This window comes from Flexivirga sp. G2, assembly GCF_055397625.1.
The window spans coordinates 1,794,900-1,811,366 of the sequence record NZ_AP039675.1 but is presented as its reverse complement, the minus strand read 5'-3'; the positions used below and the strand labels follow the sequence as shown (position 1 = coordinate 1,811,366).

Sequence of the window (16,467 nt, the reverse complement as noted above, 5' to 3'; positions counted from 1 at the left end):
CTACCCTTCGAGACGCAGGCTCGTCCCTCACCTGCTCCTCAGGGTGCCATCCCTGCGTCGAGGCCGCGTGCCGCCCAGCGTGCCAAGCCCGCTTGCACAGCGGCCTCCGGCCAACTGCCGCCCGCCGACTCCACCATCGTTCGGCCCTCACTCCGGATCACCCGCTGCACCTGCCGCATCGCGTCGGCCACCGACTCCTCATCCGCAGTCGGCACACGCAGCGATGTCAGCCGATCCCGTTGATCCGCAGTCAGTTTCGCCGACCACTGCTTCACACCCATCGGTGGCAATGGCCGGTTCGATTCGACATACAGCTGATAGAGGAACTGTCGGTAGTTGTGCACCGCCTCCTGCCCGAGCAGCCAGTCCTGCCGCGCGACCACCGCGTCGGGGAAGATCGCCAGCTGTCGCGCGAACTCCAGCGCGATCGACTCCATCCGCGCGCCGTCGGGTCCCTCCGACGATCCGTCAGCGGCGGGCACCGCGACGCGGTCGGCACGCCGGTCCAACACCGGCACCCGATGACGGTACGGCGTGCGAGCGATGTCGACGGCCTGCTCGAGCACGACATCGACTCGTAGTCCGTCGGCTGTCGTCAACGCGAAACTGCCTGCCAGACCAGGCATCTCATAGGTAATGGCCGGCTCGAGAAATGCCCACGTCGCAGCGCCCGCCGAGACGAACGCGTCGTGCGAGTCATCCTCGACGGTGACGATCAGGTCGAGGTCGCTGCCCGCGTCGGCCACGCCGCGACCCAGCGAACCGCTGAGCCACAGCGCGACCACCCGCGAGTCGGCCGACACGGCATCGACGATGCGGTCGAGCAGGCCGGCATACCCCGGAGGCAGCGGCGCGATGAGGTCTCGATACGCCTCCTCCGCTGCGCTCCCCCGGCTACTCGACCCGCTTCCCGTCATTTCGCGTCGGGCAGCTTTGCCAGCAGGAGAGCCTCGGCGAGGCAGACGCGTTCGAACTCGCCCAGGTGCAGACTCTCGTTGGCACCGTGCGCGCGGGTGTCCGGGTCCTCCACGCCGGTGACCAGGATGGCCGCGTCGGGGAACTTCTCGGCGAAGGCGGCCACGAACGGGATGGAGCCGCCGACGCCGATGTCGACCGGGTCGGTGCCGTCCCATGCCTCGGCGAACGACGAGCGTGCTGCGGTGTAGATCGGGCCGTCGGCGTCCGCGTCGAAGCCGGCACCCTCGTCGTCGAGGGTCACCTCGACCTGCGCACCCCAGGGGGCGTTGTCGGCAAGGTGCTTGCGCAGCAGGTCGTATGCCGCGCGCGGGTCCTCCGACGGCGCGATGCGCATCGACACCTTCGCGCGTGCACTCGCCACCAGGGTGTTGGAAGCGACGTCGACGGCAGGTGCGTCGATGCCGATGGTGGTGATCGACGGGCGGGTCCACAGCTGCGACAGGAACGGGCCGGTGCCCATCACCTGCACGCCGGCCAGCAGACCGCTCTCCTCACGCAACCGCGCCTCGTCGAAGTCCAGATCGGCGGCGTCGCCACTGACCAGACCGGCGACCGCGACGTCACCCTTCTCGTCGTGCAACGACGCGAGCAGCCGCACCAGCGCGGTCAGCGCGTCGGGGACCGGTCCGCCATACATGCCCGAATGCACGCTGTGGTCGAGCGTGCGCACCGAGACGACGACCCGGATCATGCCGCGCAGCGAGGTGGTCAGCGCGGGGACACCGATCTTCCAGTTGGAGGAGTCGGCGAGCACGATCGCGTCGGCGGCGAGCTTGTCGCCGTGCCGCTCCAGAATCGTTGCCAGTGAATCGGATCCGACTTCTTCTTCACCCTCGACGAAGACGTTGACGCCACACGGCGGGCGGCCGTTGTGGGCGCGCAGCGCCGCGACGTGCGCCATCACGCCGGCCTTGTCGTCCGCCGCGCCGCGGCCGTAGAGGCGTCCGTCCCGCTCGGTCGGCTCGAAGGGCAGCGTGTCCCAGTCCTTGTCGTCGCCGGGCGGCTGCACATCGTGGTGGGCGTAGAGCGTGATGGTCGGTGCGCCCTCCGGCGCGGCCAGCCGGCCGATCACCGCGGGACGCCCACCCTCGCGCACGATCTCGACGTCCAGCCCTTCGTCACGCAACAACTGCGCCACGGCCTCGGCGCTCCGGTCGACGTGCGATTGGTCGAACGAGTCGAGTGACACGCTCGGGATCCGCGTCAATGCTTCGAGATCGGCGCGGACCGCAGGCATCAGATCCCGCACGGTGGCGCTCAGGTCGGCGTGGTTCGGCGGGGTGGGGTTCGTTGTGGGGTTCTCGGTCACGCTGCCACGCTAGCGGCTCATGTGGTGGTCATCACGTCCGACGTCGGCCACGTACACTTGTCGCTGTGTTCGGCCGCAACAAGACCCTGACAGAATCCGAAACGTCCGCTGCAGAGTTGACTCCTGAGTCCACCGCGGAGGTGTCGGCTACTGGACAGACCCCCAAGAAGGGCCGGCCGACTCCCACCCGCAAGGAGAGCGAGGCCGCCCGACGCAAGCCGCTCGTGCCGGTCGACCGCAAGGCCGCGAAGCGCGAGTCCCGCGACGAGGCGCGCAAGCAGCGCGTCGAGCAGCGCGAGGCGTTCGCCCGCGGAGACGAGAAGGCGTTGCCACCGCGCGACAAGGGTCCGGTCAAGGGTTTCATCCGCGACTACGTCGACTCCCGACGCAACTTCGGCGAGATCCTGCTGCCGCTGATGCTGATCGTCCTCGTGCTGACGGTCCTGCCGAACCGCACGCTGCAGATGTCGGCGTTCTTCCTGGTCTGGCTGGTCGTGCTGCTCGGCGTCATCGACGCCATTCTGATGGTGCGCAAGATCAAGGCACAGATCCGCGAGCGCTTCCACACCGAGCCGCCGCGCGGCACCGCGTCGTACGCCGTCATGCGTGCGTTCCAGCTGCGCGCCGGCCGCCGGCCCGGTCCGCGGGTCAAGCGCGGCGACAAGATCTGACCGCCGCCCGGGTCCACCCCCGACGGGGTCGATGACGCGCGGTCAGCTCCCGTCCGAGAGCAGCATCGGGCCGTAGACCGTCCTGTCGTCGTGATGCAACGTGACCGCAGCGACACCCGCGGCGAAGAGCGACCGCCATTGCTCACCGAGCCAGCTCTCGGCATCACCCTGTGTCGGGAACCGACCGGTCATCAACTGCACCCCGCTCATGGCGGATCCGCGTGCGTCCTCGTAGGTCCAGTGCCAGCCATCGTTCATGGCCCAAACCCTAATTGCCGGCGGCGACAGCTCGCCCCGACTGCGCGAATCGAGCATGCCGCGAACCGAACATGCCACGAACCGGACATGCCACGAACCGGACATGCCACGAACCGGACATGCCGAAAGGTCCGCTGCGCTCCCCCGATGAGCGCAGCGGACCCGTTCGTGGGTCAGGCGGACTTGACCTCACTGTGGGTCATCCGCCAGATGCCGACCGCCATCGGCAGGGCCAGCCAGATCATGAGCGACACGACCAGCTTCGGCCAGTCGTCACCGTGCATCGACCCGTCATACAGCGGTGACAGCGTGCGGTTGGTGTCGGCCCACTTGGCCACTGACTCCGACCAGGAGAAGCTGCCCAGGATGGACCAGAGCGACGGCAGGATCAGGAAGGCAACGATCGCTCCAGGGGTGTTCTGGATGAGCATGCCGAAGGCGACACCGATCGACATGTAGAGCAGCTGACCGACGACGACACCGAGCATGACCTGCCAGCCCAGGCTCCACGACTGGTCACCACCGCGCAGGGCACCGGCCAAGCCGGTGAACGCCACCGAGCTGACCAGCGCGAGCACCACCCCGGCGACACCGAGCGTGAGCGCGGCCGCCCACTTGGCGTACGCGACCCGAGCCCGTCGGGGCTCCAGGGTGAAGGTCACCAGGCCGGTCCGCTGCGACCACTCGGAGGTCACCGCGAGTACCCCGAGCAGCGGCAGCACCATCTGCAGCGGCAACGAGGCCAGCCCCAGGAAATCGGTCAGGTCCTTGTCCTCGCCGGGACTCCCGCTGAAGACCCCGATCAGGCCGATCGCCACGACCAGACCGGCGACCACCAACACCAGCACGCGGCCGGCACGGGTGTCGGTCAGCTTGCGCAGTTCGAGCGACACCAGCCGTGAGAACGGTATGCCCGACTCGGCGCCGTCCAGTCGTGATGGCATCTGAACGTCCTGCTCCTGGGTGCGTGTGCTGGTGCTCATGCGGCCACTCCTTCACGGGCGTCGTCGGCGGTGAGCTGCAGGAACATCTCCTCCAGCCCGGCGGAGCCGGCCTCGCGCAGCTCGATGAGAACCACCTGCTGCTGCAGCGCGAGCTGACCGACGGCTCGGGGCGCGGCGTCGGTGTGTATGCCGCCACCGTTCAGCGGCGACGCCTGGAAACCGCCGACCTCCAAGGCGGTTGCCAGACGTGCGTCGTCGTCGCTGCGGACGGTGGTGCCGGCGGCCGACATCAGCTCCGCCTTCGAGCCGTTGGCGACGATCTTGCCGCGGCCGATCACCACGAGTTCGTCGGCCACGACCTCGATCTCGTGCAACAGGTGGGAGGAGAGCAGCACGGTGCCGCCCTCGTCGGCGAACCCGCGCAGCAGGCTGCGCATCCACCGGATACCGGCGGGATCGAGCCCGTTCGCCGGCTCGTCCAGGATCAGCACCCGCGGGTCACCCAGCAGCGCGTGTGCGATGCCCAACCGCTGGCGCATACCCAACGAGTAGTTGCGCAGGCGGCGACGCGACTCCGACGGGGTCAGGCCGACCAGCTCCAGCATCTCGTCGACGCGGCTGCGGTCCAGGCCCATCATGATCGCCCCGAGCGTCAGGATCTCGCGGCCGGTGCGCCCGTTGTGCTGAGCGGCGGCATCGAGCAGGACGCCCACCTGGCGGCCCGGGTTGCCCAGTGCGGCATACGGCTTGCCGAGGACGGTGGCGACGCCACTGCTCGGTGGGGTGAGCCCACAGATCATCCGCATGCAGGTCGACTTCCCGGCACCGTTGGGTCCGAGGAATCCGGTGACGGTTCCAGGTCGGACCTGGAACGACACGTCGTCGACCGCGACGTACGAGCCGTAGCGGCGGGTGAGGTTCTCGACTTCGATCATGACCACCACGATGTCGTGGCGCACGGTCGTCGCACATCGGCCGCAGGGCGGAATCGACCTCCTACTTTGGTATGGCGTTCGCGAGACTCCGGGCTCTCCTGCGGTCGACCGATGACGTCATACGCTGGCGAGCGTGACACTCGCTCTGCCCGGCATCAGCCGTCGACGCCACATCTGGGGTGAGGTATGGCGTGAGCTGGTCGCCGTCACACTCGGTGGGCTGTTGCTGGCCGCCCAGATCGGTGACGGTGCGCGCGGCTACCACGACCCGGGTACCTGGATCGCCGCCGATGTGACGATCGGGGTCGCAGCGCTCGCCCTCCTGCTCCGGCGACGCCGGTGGCCGTTCGGGATCTGCGCCCTGCTGACCGCGCTGTCGGCGTTCTCGGTGATCGCCTCGGCCGCCTCCTGCATCGCGTTGGTGTCGCTCGCGACCCATCGACGCTGGCGGCCGACGCTGCTGTGCTGCGCCGAGGCGCTCGTCGCGGGCTACGTCTTCCAACTCTTCTTCCACTCGGACGCGAACAATGGTTTCGGGGAGTGGGTCACCGACACGGTGATCGGCGTTCTCGCCGTCGCGTTGTGCGTGGCGATCGGCTGGGCGATCGGTGCCCGCCGGCAGCTGGTCTCGAATCTGCGCACCCAGCTCGCCGTCGCCGAGGACCGGCAACACCTGCGTGTCGAGCAGGCCAGGGTCGCCGAGCGAGCCCGCATCGCCCGTGAGATGCACGACGTGCTCGCCCACCGAATCTCCGTGGTGGCAATGCATTCCGGTGCCCTGGCCTACCGGACGGATCTGTCGCAGGACGAGCTGCACGAGTCGACGGCGATCATCCGGGACAACGCACACGCCGCCCTCACCGAGTTGCGGGAGGTCCTCGGCGTGCTGCGGGATCCGACGGCATCCCCACCACGGCCGGATGCGCCACAACCGACCCTGAGCGATCTTCCGGAACTCGTCGCGACCCTCGAATCCACCGACGGGCCGGTCGAACTCACCGTTCCGGACGAGCTGACCGGGCTCACCGAGCTGGCGTCCCGCAATGCGTACCGCATCGTGCAGGAGGGCCTGACGAACCGGCGCAAGCACGCAGCCGGCGAACCGATGTCGATCGTGCTGACCCACGACGAGGACGACCTGCGGCTGACCATGCGCAACCGGATCCCGGCCGCGGTGCCGGGATCCGGTGAGCTGCCGGACTCCGGCCTGGGACTGGTCGGCGCGACCGAGCGCGCCGAACTCGTCGGTGGCGAGCTCACCTCGGGTCGTGACCGCGCCGGCGACTTCGTCGTACGAGCCCGACTACCGTGGCCCCGTGACGACTCCTGACGCATCGCCGATCCGGGTCCTGCTGGTCGATGACGACGCCCTCGTCCGCGCCGGGTTGCGGTTGATCCTGCGCGGCGCACCGGACATCGAGGTGTTGCCGGATGATCCGGCGGACGGCGCCGCAGGGGTTCGGGCGGCGCGGGCGCAGCGCCCCGACGTCATACTCATGGACATCCGGATGCCGGGAACGGACGGCATTGAGGCGACGAGAACCGTTGTCGCCCAAGACGATCCACCGCACGTGATCGTGCTGACCACCTTCGACTCGGACGACCTGATCGTGCAGGCCCTGCGTGCCGGGGCGAGCGGCTTCCTGTTGAAGGACACCCCGCCCGAGCGGCTCGTCGACGCCGTCCGATCCGTCGTCACCGGCGACCCGATCCTGTCGCCGAGCGTGACGCGGCAACTGGTCGACAAAGTCACCGAGGCGCCGCCGAACGGGTATGCCGCGGCACGTGACCGGCTGTCCGTGCTGACCCAGCGGGAGCTCGAGGTGGCCGAGCTGGTGGGCCGTGGTCTGTCGAACGCCGACATCGCGCGACAGCTCTACATGAGCGTCCCGACCGTGAAGGCGCACGTGTCGCGGGTGCTGACCAAACTCGACGCGGACAACCGCGTGCAGGTCGCCATCCTGGTGCACGACGCCGGGATCGAGTGAGGGATTCGGAGCGGCGACAGCGGTCCCGGCCGCGGCTACGCTGCAGCTATCCGGCACCGTCGCCGGGCCACGGTGCTCCGACCACGAAGGACGACTCATGGGTGCTGCAGAGGATCTCATCGCACAGTTGCCGATCGATCAGATCGCCGGGCAGGTCGGCGCCGATCCGGCACAGGTGCAGACGGCTGTCCAGCAGGCGGTGCCGGCTCTGCTCGGCGGGTTGCAGGCCAACGCCGCCGACCCCGGCGGGGCGGCATCCCTGACCGAGGCGCTGGGCCAGCATCAGGACCGCGATCCGGCGACTGTGCCCAGCCAGGAGGCCGACCAGATCGTCAGTCACATCTTCGGCAGCAGTGAACCCCAGGTCGTTTCCCAGCTCGGCGGACTCGGCGGCGGGAGCGACCTGATGAAGAAGTTGCTGCCGATCCTCGCGCCGATCGTGCTGCAGTACCTCGCACGGAAGGTGCTCGGCGGCGGGGCGGGCGGCGGCTCGACCACCGCCGGCACCCAACCGAGCGGTGGACCTACGGGTTCGAGTGGTGGCGGACTGGGCGACATCCTCGGCGGCATGCTGGGTGGCGGGGCGCAGGGCGGCAGCACCGGACTGCCCGGTGGCCTGGGCGACATCCTCGGCGGCCTGCTCGGCGGTGGCCGCAAGAGCTGACGCACGAACGCCGGCCGGGTCGTGATCGACCCGGCCGGCGTCCTGTCGACCTGCTCAGTCGACCTCGGTCTGCACGAACGGCGGCTTCACGACGACCGCCGGCAACTCCCGACCGCGCACGTCGATGACGACCTCGTCGCCCTCCTTGGTGCCGCGGTCCATCAACGCGATCGCGATGCCGACCTTCAACGTCGGCGACATGGTGCCGGAGGTGACCTCGCCGATGACGGCGCCCTCGACGTTCTTCACCTCGCAGTGCGCTCGCGGGATCCCCCGACCGGTGGCCTTCAGTCCCCAGGTCAGTCGGTAACCGCCGGCCTCCTTCTGCGCCGCGAGCGCCTCCTTGCCCCAGAACGCATCCTTGTTCCGACCGACCGCCCAGCCGGCGCGCGCCATGTTCGGGGTGATGTCCATGGACAGTTCGTTGCCGTGCAGCGGATAACCCATCTCGGTGCGCAACGTGTCGCGCGCGCCGAGGCCGCACGGAAGTCCGTCATACGGCTGCATCGCCTCGACCAGCGCGTCCCACAGCGCCGGGGTGTCGTCCCAGCGCGGGACGAGTTCGAAGCCCTTCTCGCCGGTGTAACCGGACCGCAGCACGATCACCTCGTGGCCCTCCCACTGCGCGACACCGAACGACATGTAATCCAGGTCGGTGGGCAGCCCGAGCGATGCGACGACCTCAGGGGCCTTCGGGCCCTGGACGGCGATGATGCCGTATTCGCTGTGCTGGTCGGTGATTTCGAGCCCGGCCGGCGCCTTCTCCTGCATGCGGCGGACGACCTCGGCCGTGTTCGCAGCGTTGGGAACCAGGAAGACCTCGTCGTCGGAGCGGAGGTACTGGATCAGGTCGTCGACGACTCCGGCGGTCTCGTCGTCGAGGCACATGGTGTACTGCGCCTTCGGCGGCGCGACCTTGCGCAGGTCGTTGGTGAAGCAGCTGTTGACGAAGTCCGCTGCGCCCTCGCCGCGCACCAGCGCCTTGCCGAGGTGCGACACGTCGAAGATGCCGACCCCCTCACGCACCGCGGTGTGCTCGCGCAGCACGCCGCCGCCGGGGTATTCGATCGGCATCTGCCAGCCGCCGAAATCCGCCAGCTTCGCACCGAGTGCTACGTGGCGTTCGTGCAAGGGGGATGTCTTCTGCTCCTCGGTCATGCCGGTCCCCTCCTTCGTCGGGTGCCGCCGTCGACTTGATTACTCAGACGCTCGCTGCGCTCGCTCATACGCGCACGCTAGCGCGCGGCTGAGGGCGTATCGTCGCCGGAGTCCAACCCTCGAGTAGCGCGGACGATCTCCGCGCCCAGGGTCACCCGCACAAGGAGAAGAAGTAGTTGTGCCGAGCTTGAACGTTGCCGACCAGCTGGTCGCCAAGAACAAGAGCGACGCGCTCGTCGTGCTCGCTGTCCAGGACGGCGAGCACGCTCAGGTCGCCGCGACACCCGCGTTGGCTCCGGAGGCCCGCGAGCACATCGACGCCCAGCTGCTGGCGCTCTCCGCGACCGGCACGGCCGACGAGATCACCCGACTGGCCGGTGTCCCGGGCGTCAGCGGCACGGTCGTGGTGACGGGCTCCGGCCTGACCGGTGCGCCGTCCGATGACGACACCGAAGCGCTCCGCCGCGCGGCCGGTGCCGCCGTGCGCGCGGTCTCCGGCAAGGCCGCCACCGTCGCGGTGGCCTTCCCCTCCTCCAGCGCGGCGCAGGTCGTCGCCACCGCCGAGGGTGCCCTCTTCGGGTCGTACACCTTCACGTCATACAAGTCGACGGGCGGTGCCACGAAACAGATCTCGAAGATCACCGTGCTGACGTCGCTCGCCAAGGACAAGGACGTCAAGGTCGGTGTGCAGCAGGCGCAGGTCGTCGCCACCCACCGAGCCTGGGCGCAGGACCTGGTCAACACTCCCCCGCTGGACCTCTACCCCGAGTCGTTCGCGGCGTCGGTGAAGGAACACTTCGCCGGCACCAAGGTGAAGGTGAAGGTGCTCGACGAGAAAGCGCTGGCCAAGGAGTCGTGCGGCGGTCTGATCGGTGTCGGCCGCGGTTCGGCTCGTCCCCCGCGGATGGTCGTGCTCAGCTACGAACCGGCTCGGGCGAAGTCGCACCTCGCGTTCGTCGGCAAGGGCATCACGTTCGACTCCGGCGGTCTGTGCATCAAGCCGGCCGAGGGCATGGTCACGATGAAGTGCGACATGGCCGGCGCCGCCGCCGTCGCTGCCGCCACCGCCGCGATCGCGGAGCTCGGCCTGCCCGTCGCCGTCACGACCTACCTGTGCCTCGCGGAGAACCTCACCGGTTCCGACGCCCAGCGTCCGGGCGACGTGGTGACGATGCCCAACGGTCGCACGGTCGAGATCATCAACACCGATGCCGAGGGCCGCCTGGTGATGGCCGACGGTCTCGCGCTCGCGTCCCGCCAGGAGCCGGACCTGCTCATCGACGTCGCGACGCTGACCGGTGCCGCCGTGCTCTCGCTCGGCACCCGGACGGCTGCTGTGCTCGGCAACGACGACACCGTGCGTGACGAGATCGTCGCGGCGGCCGGCACGACCGGCGAGGACCTGTGGCCGATTCCGCTGCTGCAGCACCTGCGCTCGGGTATGACCTCGCTCGTCGCCGACACCAAGCACACCGGTGCGCGCCAGGGCGGCATGATCGTCGCCTCGCTGTTCCTGCAGGACTTCGTCGGCGACGACGCGGACGGCAAGCAGCTGCCGTGGGCGCACCTGGACATCGCCGGCCCGGCATACTCCACGGACGACGCGTACGGGTATGTCGGCAAGGGCGCTTCGGGCTACGGCGTGCGCACTCTGGTGCAGCTCGCCCGCAGTCGCGGCTGACCGCCGAGACAGTCCACTACACAAAGGGAACCCCGCACCGATCGGTGCGGGGTTCCCTTTGTTGGTGCGGGTTTTCGATCATCCGGACTTGCGTCGGAACATCTGCTGTGCGCCACTGGTCTCGGCGTCGTGTGCGCCGTTGACCTTCGTGTGCGCCGACTTGTCCGAGACGTCGGTGCCGCCGTGCGCGTGCTTCTTGTCCAGCGCCTCGCGGAACTTGCGCTTGACCTCGTCGCTCGGTCCTTGCTTGTCGGTCATGGAAAGGCCTCCTCGCAGTTGATGCAGCACGGCTCGAAGGCACCACTCTGGCACGTGGGGCGACCGGTCGCCACCGGATAATCGGGTCGTCGCGACTCTCTCGACATACCGCTGCCGGGTGACGAGTCGGCAAGTGCCAAAATGGCGAGGACGCCTTCGCTTCCGCTTGGGTGTCACCGACATTCATCGCGAGACGCAAGGGAGCGTTCCGAGTATGACGGCACCCGCCGACAACTTCGACCTGGTGATCCTCGGTGGCGGTAGCGGCGGATACGCCTGCGCCTTCCGCGCCGCCGAACTCGGACTGCGCGTCGCGCTGGTCGAGAAGGACAAGGTCGGGGGCACCTGCCTGCACCGCGGCTGCATCCCGACGAAGGCACTGCTGCACGCGGCCGAAGTCGCCGACAGTGCACGCGAGGGGTCGAAGTTCGGGGTCAACACGACGTTCGAGTCCGTCGACATGGCCGGAGTGCACGCCTACAAGGACAGCGTCATCGGCCGGCTCCACAAGGGGCTGCAAGGACTGGTGAAGTCGCACGACATCACCTACGTCGAGGGCACCGGGCGACTCAGCTCCCCGAACACCGTCACGGTCGGCGACCGGGTGCTGACCGGCAAGAACGTCGTGCTGGCCACCGGCTCCTACGCCAAGACTCTGCCGAACGTCGAGATCGGCGGTCGCATCATGACCAGCGACCAGGCACTCGGTCTCGACCACGTCCCGCCGCGTGTCATCGTCCTCGGCGGCGGCGTCATCGGCGTCGAATTCGCCTCTGTCTTCAACTCTTTCGGCTCCGATGTGACCATCGTGGAGGCGCTCCCCCGGCTCGTCGCGGCCGAGGACGAGGCGATCTCCAAGCAGCTGGAGCGTGCTTTCAAGAAGCGCAAGATCAAGGCCGTCACCGGAGCCAAGCTCACCTCCGCCACGCAGCAGGGTGATGAGGTGACGGTGACGCTGGAGTCCGGCGACACGCTCACCGCCGACCTGCTGCTGGTCGCTGTCGGCCGCGGACCGGTCACCGACGATCTCGGGTATGCCGAGGCCGGCATCACTCTCGACCGGGGCTTCGTCAGCACCGACGAGCGCTGCCGGACCGGCGTGCCCGGTGTCTACGCCGTCGGCGACATCGTGCCCGGCCTGCAGCTGGCACACCGCGGATTCGCGCAGGGCATCTTCGTGGCGGAGGACATCGCCGGCAAGGAGCCCACGCCGATCGAGGAGAGCGGCATACCGCGCGTCACTTACTGCGATCCGGAGATCGCATCGGTCGGTCTCACCGAAGCCGCCGCGCGCGAGAAGCACGGAGATGCGACCACGAGTTACGAGGCCAACCTGGGCAGCAACGGCAAGAGCCAGATCCTGCGGACCCAGGGCTTCGTCAAGGTCGTCCGCGCCGGCGACACCGGCGCGGTCGTCGGCGTCCACATGATCGGTGCGCGGATGGGTGAGCAGGTCGGCGAGGCACAGCTCATCGTCGGTTGGGAGGCCCTGCCCGACGATGTCGCCTCGATGATCCACGCGCACCCGACCCAGAACGAAGCACTCGGCGAGGCCCACCTGGCCCTCGCCGGCAAACCTCTGCACGCCCATGCGTGAGAAAACTGCAGTTAAATCTGAACAAGCACAGGAGGCTCAGGATGCGTCGGCGTTGCAGGGAGCTTGCGACTCGCACCGCCAACGCAGAATGAGCGTCACTGCACACCAGCCCCAAGATCTAGGAGACTTGAGCCCATGTCTGAACGCGTGACAATGCCCGCACTCGGCGAGTCGGTGACAGAGGGCACCGTGACTCGATGGCTCAAGGAGGTCGGCGAGGAGGTCGCGGTCGACGAGCCGCTGCTCGAGGTCTCGACCGACAAGGTCGACACCGAGATCCCCTCCCCCGTCGCCGGCACACTGCAAGAGGTGCTGGTCGAGGAGGACGAGACCGTCCCTGTCGGCGCGGACCTCGCGGTGATCGGTGACGGCGCCCCGGCGAAGGACTCCGGCTCCGGCGACCAGGCCACGGCCGCGCCGGCGCAGGAGCCCGCGCCCGCCGCAGAGGCACCGGCTGCCGAGGCAACCCCGGAGCCCGCCGCGCAGCCTGCGTCCAACGATGCGCCCGCGGCCTCCGGAGGCGAGGTCACCGGCGGCGAGAAGATCACCATGCCCGCACTCGGCGAGTCCGTCACCGAGGGCACCATCACCCGCTGGCTGAAGGCCGAGGGCGACGACGTCGAGGTCGACGAGCCGCTGCTCGAGGTCTCCACCGACAAGGTCGACACCGAGGTGCCGTCTCCGGTGGCCGGGAAGCTGACCAAGATCCTGGTGCAGGAGGACGAGACCGTTCCGGTCGGCGCCGACCTGGCCGTCGTCGGCGGCGAGTCGTCCGGCGGTTCGGCACCCGCTGCCGAGAAGCCCGCCGAGCAGCCCGCCGCTCCCGCGAAGGAAGAGGCTCCGGCCCAGCCCGAGCCCGCCGCGCAGGCGGCGCCTGCTGCTCCGGCTCCCGCCCCGGCGCCGGCTGCTCCGGCTCCGGCGGCTGCACCCGCACCGGCCGCAACACCTGCAGCAGCACCTGCGGCGTCCGGTGGTTCCGGCGACCGCGAGCCGGCGTCCTACGTCACACCGCTGGTGCGCAAGCTCGCCGCCGAGAACGGCGTCGACCTGGCGACGGTCACCGGGACCGGCGTCGGCGGCCGCATCCGCAAGCAGGACGTGCTCGACGCGGCGAAGCCGGCCGAGCCGAAGCCCGCAGCAGCGGCACCCGCCGCAGCGCCTGCGCCGGCAGCTTCGGGTTCGGCGAAACCGACTGCGGTGCCGGAGATTTCGGCCAAGCGCGGCACCACCGAGAAGATGACCCGTATGCGCAAGCTCATCGCGTCGCGCATGGTCGAGTCGCTGCAGGTGTCGGCGCAACTGACCACGGTGGTCGAGGTCGACGTGACCAAGGTTGCTCGCCTCCGGGCACGCAGCAAGGCGGCGTTCGAGCAGCGCGAGGGCGTCAAGCTCAGCTTCATGCCGTTCTTCGCGCTGGCCGCGGTGGAGGCGCTGAAGGCCTACCCGCAGGTGAACGCCAGTGTCGAGGGCGACTCGATCGTCTACCACCCGCAGGAGAACCTCGGCATCGCCGTCGACACCGATCGTGGCCTGATGGTGCCGGTCATTCGCGACGCGGGTGACCTGAACATCGCCGGGCTGTCCCGCAAGATCGCGGACCTGGCCGAGCGCACCCGCACCAACAAGGTGACGCCGGACGAGTTGGGCGGCGGTACCTTCACGCTGACCAACACCGGCAGCCGTGGCGCGCTCTTCGACACCCCGATCATCAATCAGCCGCAGGTCGGAATCCTCGGAACCGGCACGGTCGTCAAGCGGCCCGTCGTCGTCACCGATGCCGACGGCGGCGAGACGATCGCGATCCGGTCGATGGTCTACCTGGCCCTGTCCTACGACCACCGGATCGTGGACGGTGCGGACGCCGCCCGCTTCCTGGTCGCGATGAAGGAACGCCTCGAAGAGGGTGCTTTCGAGGTCTGACTTCGCAACAGCAACCGACCCGAGTGGTCACTTACCGACTGGTAGACGCGGTCTACTTGCACGTAGGTGACCACTCGGGTCATTTTTGTAGGTCCGGGCAACCGCACCGGAGAATCCGTCGATCGTCAGGAGCAGCTCATGCGCATCGCCATCGCAGGATCATCGGGATTGATCGGCACGGCACTGCGCGATGCCTTGACACAGCGCGGTGACGAGGTGATCCGGCTGGTACGCCGTGCTGCTTCGACCGCGGATGAAGTCTCGTGGGATCCGGCCGGCGGTGAGCTGGATCCTGCTGCGCTGCAGGGCGTTTCGGCGGTCGTGAATCTCGCCGGCGCCGGCATCGGCGACAAACGGTGGACTGCGGCATACAAACGCACCCTGGTGGACTCGCGGGTCGACAGCACCAGCACGATCGTCGACGCGCTCGTCCGGCTCGGCGAGCCGGTGCGGTTGGTGAACGGTTCGGCGATGGGCTACTACGGCGACCGCGGCGAGGAGACCGTCGACGAGGAGTCGGCGCCGGGCACCGGCTTCCTGGTGGATCTGGTCCAGGCGTGGGAGGCGGCCACCACGCCGGCGTCGGCGGCCGGCCTGCCGGTCGCATTCGCTCGCACCGGGTTGGTGCTGTCCCCTGACGGCGGGCTGATGGACCGCGTGCTGCCGCTGGCCAAGCTCGGACTCGCCGGGCCGTTGGGGAACGGCCGCCAATGGTGGTCGTGGATCTCGCTGGTCGACGAGGTGCGCGCCCTCGTCCATCTCCTCGACCACGCCGAGATCACCGGACCGGTCAACCTCGCGGTGCCGGTGGCGTCGGCGGTGCGGCAGCGCGACGCCATGCACGCGCTCGGTCGTGCGCTGCACCGACCGTCGTTCCTGCCCGCACCATCACCAGCACTGAAGGTGGTCCTCGGCGAACTCGCCGGTGACGTCCTCGCCAGCACTCGTATGGCGCCAACGGCCTTGCAGGACAGTGGTTTCGACTGGACTCACACGGACATCGACGATGCCATGCGGTATGCCGCAGGGCTCTCCTGATCGGTAGCTCAGCCGATCGACGCAGCGATGGCGCGCAACCGGTCGTGCACTCCGGCATACGCGGTGAAGCCCGGCAGGTGTGACTTCGCAACCTTGCCGACGACGGTGTAGTTCTCGTCGCAGACGTTCGCGACAGGAGTGAGCGCCGTCTGCGAGACCAGCTGGTAGGCGTCCATCGGCGACAACCCGAGGCCTCCCGAGATCCAGTGGACCAGGTCGGCGTGGCTGATCCGGAAGGCGTCCTCCAACGGCCGTGTCGAACCGGTGGACATGATGTGTGTGTCGTCCTCGAGGCGCGGCCACGGTGTCGGGACGCCCTTGATCAGCTCGACCGCGAACGTCGTGTCCATCGCCGTCTCGACGGCGACCCCACACGTCTCGCCCTCACCCTGGCGGGCGTGGCCGTCGCCGAGGCTGAGCAACGCTCCGGGCACGTTGACCCCGAGGTAACACGTTGTGCCAGCTCGCATTTCAGGCGTGTCCATATTGCCGCCCCACGACCCCGGGGTGAGCGCGGAACGTACCTCACCCAACGGCGGTGCGACCCCGACGGTGCCGTGCATCGGCTCCATCGGCAGGTCGATGGTGAGGTCGGAGTCCAACGCGTTGTAACGCACCAGTCGGGCTGCGACGTCCAGATCGTAGATCCAGGTGCGCTCCGGCAGCGGATCATGCAACAGCGCCGTGTAGGGGGTCGCGGTCAGCGCCCCGAAGAGCGGGATCGTGGTGGAGACACCGAAATCGACACTAGGTGTGATCGAGCAGAAGTGCACCGCGATCGTGTCGCCCGGCTCGGCGCCCTCGACGTGGAAGGGCCCGGTCTGGGGGTTGATGAAGCGAGTGTCCATGACCTGCGACGCCATGTCGCTCTCGCTGCGGACCCGGCCGCCGTAGCAGTCGGCCGTCCAGGTGGACACGACCGTCCCGGGACGGATGGTCGCAACGGCTTCCGCACCGCCGAAGGTGTAGACGAGCCCCTCCGGGTCTGCATCCTTGTCGACCTCGTGACGGACGACCTGCATGTGTGCCTCCAGACGTGCCGATGCGGTGATCGTGCTCGACATCGAC

16 protein-coding genes are annotated in these 16,467 nt (G+C 68.8%); 8 read left to right on the top strand and 8 right to left on the bottom strand.

Features of this window, described 5'->3' with window-relative positions:
* Positions 1–38 precede the first annotated feature (38 nt).
* Both ACZ50J_RS08615 and ACZ50J_RS08610 read right to left on the bottom strand, forming a co-directional pair.
* Positions 39–917 (bottom strand): nucleotidyltransferase domain-containing protein, encoded by an 879-nt coding sequence (locus tag ACZ50J_RS08615; RefSeq protein ID WP_464300858.1) that lies wholly within the window; start codon positions 915–917, stop codon positions 39–41.
* Positions 914–2,287, bottom strand: a complete 1,374-nt coding sequence (locus ACZ50J_RS08610) for a M20/M25/M40 family metallo-hydrolase (protein WP_464300857.1) — start codon at positions 2,285–2,287, stop codon at positions 914–916. Before ACZ50J_RS08610 ends, ACZ50J_RS08615 begins: the two co-directional genes overlap by 4 nt.
* Before the next feature lie 65 nt (positions 2,288–2,352).
* Between ACZ50J_RS08610 and ACZ50J_RS08605 the strand changes: the two genes are divergently transcribed.
* Entirely contained in the window at positions 2,353–2,958 is a 606-nt protein-coding gene (locus tag ACZ50J_RS08605) for a DUF3043 domain-containing protein (RefSeq protein ID WP_464300856.1), read from the top strand.
* Positions 2,959–3,000: 42 nt separating this feature from the next.
* Here ACZ50J_RS08605 and ACZ50J_RS08600 read toward each other — a convergent pair whose 3' ends face one another.
* From ACZ50J_RS08600 to ACZ50J_RS08590, 3 genes are all read right to left on the bottom strand, one after another.
* The gene (locus tag ACZ50J_RS08600) at positions 3,001–3,216 is read right to left on the bottom strand and encodes a hypothetical protein (RefSeq protein ID WP_464300855.1); all 216 of its coding nucleotides are present in this window, start codon (positions 3,214–3,216) and stop codon (positions 3,001–3,003) included.
* Positions 3,217–3,389: 173 nt separating this feature from the next.
* Positions 3,390–4,199: an ABC transporter permease gene (locus ACZ50J_RS08595; RefSeq protein WP_464300854.1), complete on the bottom strand. Its 810-nt coding sequence runs from the start codon at positions 4,197–4,199 to the stop codon at positions 3,390–3,392.
* Complete coding sequence (locus ACZ50J_RS08590; RefSeq protein WP_464300853.1) at positions 4,196–5,095, bottom strand: ABC transporter ATP-binding protein; 900 nt, start codon at positions 5,093–5,095, stop codon at positions 4,196–4,198. Before ACZ50J_RS08590 ends, ACZ50J_RS08595 begins: the two co-directional genes overlap by 4 nt.
* Before the next feature lie 133 nt (positions 5,096–5,228).
* Between ACZ50J_RS08590 and ACZ50J_RS08585 the strand changes: the two genes are divergently transcribed.
* From ACZ50J_RS08585 to ACZ50J_RS08575, 3 genes are all read left to right on the top strand, one after another.
* The gene (locus ACZ50J_RS08585; RefSeq protein WP_464300852.1) at positions 5,229–6,425 is read left to right on the top strand and encodes a sensor histidine kinase; all 1,197 of its coding nucleotides are present in this window, start codon (positions 5,229–5,231) and stop codon (positions 6,423–6,425) included.
* The gene (locus tag ACZ50J_RS08580) at positions 6,412–7,083 is read left to right on the top strand and encodes a response regulator (protein WP_464300851.1); all 672 of its coding nucleotides are present in this window, start codon (positions 6,412–6,414) and stop codon (positions 7,081–7,083) included. The genes ACZ50J_RS08585 and ACZ50J_RS08580 overlap by 14 nt, the downstream gene beginning before the upstream one ends.
* Positions 7,084–7,180: 97 nt before the next feature.
* A complete protein-coding gene (locus ACZ50J_RS08575; RefSeq protein WP_464300850.1) occupies positions 7,181–7,747 on the top strand; it encodes a DUF937 domain-containing protein in 567 nt (188 codons plus the stop codon).
* 54 nt (positions 7,748–7,801) lie between these two features.
* On the opposite strand, the gene gcvT is transcribed toward ACZ50J_RS08575, so the two are convergent.
* Positions 7,802–8,905: a glycine cleavage system aminomethyltransferase GcvT gene (gene gcvT / locus ACZ50J_RS08570; protein WP_464300849.1), complete on the bottom strand. Its 1,104-nt coding sequence runs from the start codon at positions 8,903–8,905 to the stop codon at positions 7,802–7,804.
* A 178-nt stretch (positions 8,906–9,083) separates the two neighbouring features.
* Between gcvT and ACZ50J_RS08565 the strand changes: the two genes are divergently transcribed.
* Positions 9,084–10,586, top strand: coding sequence for a leucyl aminopeptidase (locus tag ACZ50J_RS08565; protein ID WP_464300848.1), 1,503 nt, complete (start codon positions 9,084–9,086; stop codon positions 10,584–10,586).
* Positions 10,587–10,664: 78 nt separating this feature from the next.
* Here ACZ50J_RS08565 and ACZ50J_RS08560 read toward each other — a convergent pair whose 3' ends face one another.
* A complete protein-coding gene (locus ACZ50J_RS08560; protein ID WP_325550863.1) occupies positions 10,665–10,844 on the bottom strand; it encodes a DUF5302 domain-containing protein in 180 nt (59 codons plus the stop codon).
* 214 nt (positions 10,845–11,058) lie between these two features.
* Here ACZ50J_RS08560 and lpdA point away from each other — a divergent pair, with 214 nt between their 5' ends.
* From lpdA to ACZ50J_RS08545, 3 genes are all read left to right on the top strand, one after another.
* Positions 11,059–12,441, top strand: a complete 1,383-nt coding sequence (lpdA, locus tag ACZ50J_RS08555) for a dihydrolipoyl dehydrogenase (RefSeq protein WP_464300847.1) — start codon at positions 11,059–11,061, stop codon at positions 12,439–12,441.
* 135 nt (positions 12,442–12,576) lie between these two features.
* On the top strand, positions 12,577–14,361 hold the full coding sequence (gene sucB, locus ACZ50J_RS08550) for a 2-oxoglutarate dehydrogenase, E2 component, dihydrolipoamide succinyltransferase (RefSeq protein ID WP_464300846.1): 1,785 nt from the start codon (positions 12,577–12,579) through the stop codon (positions 14,359–14,361).
* A gap of 138 nt (positions 14,362–14,499) precedes the next feature.
* Positions 14,500–15,399 (top strand): TIGR01777 family oxidoreductase, encoded by a 900-nt coding sequence (locus tag ACZ50J_RS08545; protein WP_464300845.1) that lies wholly within the window; start codon positions 14,500–14,502, stop codon positions 15,397–15,399.
* Between the two features lie 8 nt (positions 15,400–15,407).
* On the opposite strand, the gene ACZ50J_RS08540 is transcribed toward ACZ50J_RS08545, so the two are convergent.
* Positions 15,408–16,463 carry an acetamidase/formamidase family protein gene (locus tag ACZ50J_RS08540; protein ID WP_464300844.1) on the bottom strand — a complete coding sequence of 352 codons (1,056 nt, stop codon included), beginning with the start codon at positions 16,461–16,463 and terminating at the stop codon, positions 15,408–15,410.
* Between the last annotated feature and the right edge of the window lie 4 nt (positions 16,464–16,467).

What these genes read in the sequence shown, in the direction of transcription:
- ACZ50J_RS08575 (WP_464300850.1), top strand. Translation starts at nt 7,181, where the DNA reads ATGGGTGCTGCAGAGGATCTCATCGCACAGTTGCCGATCGATCAGATC.
- ACZ50J_RS08560 (WP_325550863.1), bottom strand. Translation starts at nt 10,844, where the DNA reads ATGACCGACAAGCAAGGACCGAGCGACGAGGTCAAGCGCAAGTTCCGC.
- sucB (WP_464300846.1), top strand. Translation starts at nt 12,577, where the DNA reads ATGTCTGAACGCGTGACAATGCCCGCACTCGGCGAGTCGGTGACAGAG.
- gcvT (WP_464300849.1), bottom strand. Translation starts at nt 8,905, where the DNA reads ATGACCGAGGAGCAGAAGACATCCCCCTTGCACGAACGCCACGTAGCA.
- lpdA (WP_464300847.1), top strand. Translation starts at nt 11,059, where the DNA reads ATGACGGCACCCGCCGACAACTTCGACCTGGTGATCCTCGGTGGCGGT.
- ACZ50J_RS08600 (WP_464300855.1), bottom strand. Translation starts at nt 3,216, where the DNA reads ATGAACGATGGCTGGCACTGGACCTACGAGGACGCACGCGGATCCGCC.
- ACZ50J_RS08540 (WP_464300844.1), bottom strand. Translation starts at nt 16,463, where the DNA reads ATGTCGAGCACGATCACCGCATCGGCACGTCTGGAGGCACACATGCAG.
- ACZ50J_RS08545 (WP_464300845.1), top strand. Translation starts at nt 14,500, where the DNA reads ATGCGCATCGCCATCGCAGGATCATCGGGATTGATCGGCACGGCACTG.
- ACZ50J_RS08615 (WP_464300858.1), bottom strand. Translation starts at nt 917, where the DNA reads ATGACGGGAAGCGGGTCGAGTAGCCGGGGGAGCGCAGCGGAGGAGGCG.
- ACZ50J_RS08590 (WP_464300853.1), bottom strand. Translation starts at nt 5,095, where the DNA reads ATGATCGAAGTCGAGAACCTCACCCGCCGCTACGGCTCGTACGTCGCG.
- ACZ50J_RS08595 (WP_464300854.1), bottom strand. Translation starts at nt 4,199, where the DNA reads ATGAGCACCAGCACACGCACCCAGGAGCAGGACGTTCAGATGCCATCA.